Raw genomic sequence first — 2387 nt, forward strand, 5'->3', positions numbered from 1 at the left:
ATGCTCCTGCTAATAATGTTTTAATCATTTTTCATTACCTCCTGTTTATTTGTAATATTCATCAAAAAAGTATCTAGAGTTAATGTTTTAGTCATTATCTTTATCTACTTGTTTTTTGATTACATTTAGCATAAGGCAAGAATCTATAGTTGATATGGGCTGTATCTGGAGATTATGTAAAGAAAAATAGATAATTAATTGTATATCCTAATGGATGCTTAGACAAAATTAACATTTTATATAAGTTTGATAGTTGAATTACCCTTTGTTTTTGAACGTAAGGTTTATGGCTGGGGTAAAACCTATTGAGGACCTAATCTTTTCTAATTTGAAAGTAAACTTTTGGCTAAAAGTTTACTTTGGAGTTTTGAATCATTTATAACTAATGTTGTAATAAATTTCTCAATATAGATATACTTGTTAAGTATGGTTCTAATATTCAAAATTAACAAAAAATAAATTATAATAAAAATATGATGGTTATCCTTTTGTTTACTCCTTGTGCTAAAGATAAGATCGTGTTCGCCGATCTTATCTTTTTTTATTTGTGATTTTTGATAGGCGTATCACCAACATTTTAACGAAAATATATGCTAAGCAAAATTCAACATGAAAAAACGTTGATTTTACTACTCTAAGAGAATCATCTGATCTCAAAAACGTATGTATTTGAGACAAGTGCGTTCCAATGTAAAAGGTGCTGAAAAGAGCCTAAATAGTGTCTCAAAACTCATCCTTAAATCAAAAACTCAATTCAAATCGTGTTATTGAGTTTTGAGAATCCCTTAGCTTATAAAAAAGTTAAAATGTGCGTGCTACCCCTTAAATCACTTAATCTCTAAAATCATTGCTAGATCGATTGCATAATTCGTGCGAGTTCTTTTTCTAAAGCAGCGGGCTCGTTTGCATAATTGTAAATCCCTAAAAACTTCTCTATAGCCTCTGGATGGGAACTGATTAGCTTGTTGACAGCATCCTGTTGTTCAGATATGCGTTCATTCTTCGAAATTTGGCATCCCATGTGAAACCGAACCATAAACTCATCTTCTATTGCCTTTTGATATTCTTCAGACATTTGATTTGATTGATTTGATTGATCGAATTGTCCCTTATATTTTGATAGAATATTGGATAATATACGTGCTCCACATATAGCATCATGGATACCCTGCGCCATGCCAGGATCTTTAAAACAAACTGCATCTCCAACCAACGCCCATCCTTTTCCCATTCCTTTATACCAGTAATTATCATATCCGAGAATGCCTTTGACCGGTTCTACTAGTTCTGCATTTTTCAAGCGCGCCCCAATTGTTGTATTCGGAAAGTTACCTGTAAAGAAATTGCGTAGACAGCTTTCCGGATTTAATTTCAACCGTTCTATCAATTCCTTATTTTCTAATGGGAAAATGCCGACAATTACATATAAATCATCATTCGTTGGAAAGAGAATGGCTGTGTTATCTTTTATCTTGTATACTTCAAATTTAGGGACATTATCGTGGCGAAATCCAGAGAAATACCCGAAATAGATGCCGACTGTTGCCGGAATACTTATTTTGAGTTCACTTTTTACCAGCTTGCGAATAATAGAGGATCGGCCGTCTGCCCCGACTACCAGGCGAGCTAAAAATTCTTGTTTCTCGTTGTCGCCGTCTAAACCTTTCACGCCTATCACTGTTTCGTCATCACGGATGACATCCGTCACACGAAATCCTTCTAAAACAGTCACATTCATTTGGGATTTGGCTTGTTCAAGTAGAATATGATCGAGATAAGTTCTTCTAATACAATAACAACTTTCCTCTCCGTAAACCTCAGGGATGAGACCTTCTATCACGGTATCCTCAAATTGAAATTTAATATCCCGTACCGGCGGTACTTTTGTTTCCAATAACTTGTCCAGGACACCGGTTTCTCGAAGAAGAGCGACAGTATTATTGAAAAAGGTATGGGTTGATAATGTGTCCCTTGGAAAATTCGCTCGGTCCACTAACAACACATGGAAACCTGCCTTAGCAAGATAAATTGCCAGGGTAGAGCCGGCACATCTAGCACCGGTAATGATGACATCATACGTCTTATTCATCGTATCACTCCATTTTCAAGTATAATTATTAACTTGCTTATCCATTAGCAGAGTTCTAAAATTAATGCCCCTACGAGTTAAAGTAATGGGGAAAATTGATAAGAATGCACTACATACATAAAGTATGGAAGCTAAAACGAAATAAGTACAGAAAATTCTCACCTGCTATACAATTAAAAAGAATTTGTGGTAAAAATCGGAATAATAATTTAAGTATTAAATAAAGGTCCGTTTACTTGTCTCGTGAAGAGTTAATAGGGGTATCGCCAGCATTTCAGAAAAAACCCACGCTAAGCAA

Annotated in this window: 1 protein-coding gene; it reads right to left on the bottom strand. The window is 34.9% G+C overall.

The features are described 5' to 3' along the window. Window positions 1-850: 850 nt before the first annotated feature. A complete protein-coding gene (locus tag MR160_RS33425) occupies window positions 851-2089 on the bottom strand; it encodes an NAD(P)/FAD-dependent oxidoreductase (RefSeq protein ID WP_242299196.1) in 1239 nt (412 codons plus the stop codon). Window positions 2090-2387: the final 298 nt, after the last annotated feature.

It is taken from the genome of Bacillus cereus group sp. BfR-BA-01382 (assembly GCF_022663475.1).
Taxonomy (GTDB): Bacteria; Bacillota; Bacilli; order Bacillales; family Bacillaceae_G; genus Bacillus_A; species Bacillus_A thuringiensis_S.

Bases quoted from the DNA above. Each gene is read 5' to 3' on its own strand.
- MR160_RS33425 (WP_242299196.1), bottom strand. From the start codon at position 2,089: ATGAATAAGACGTATGATGTCATCATTACCGGTGCTAGATGTGCCGGC.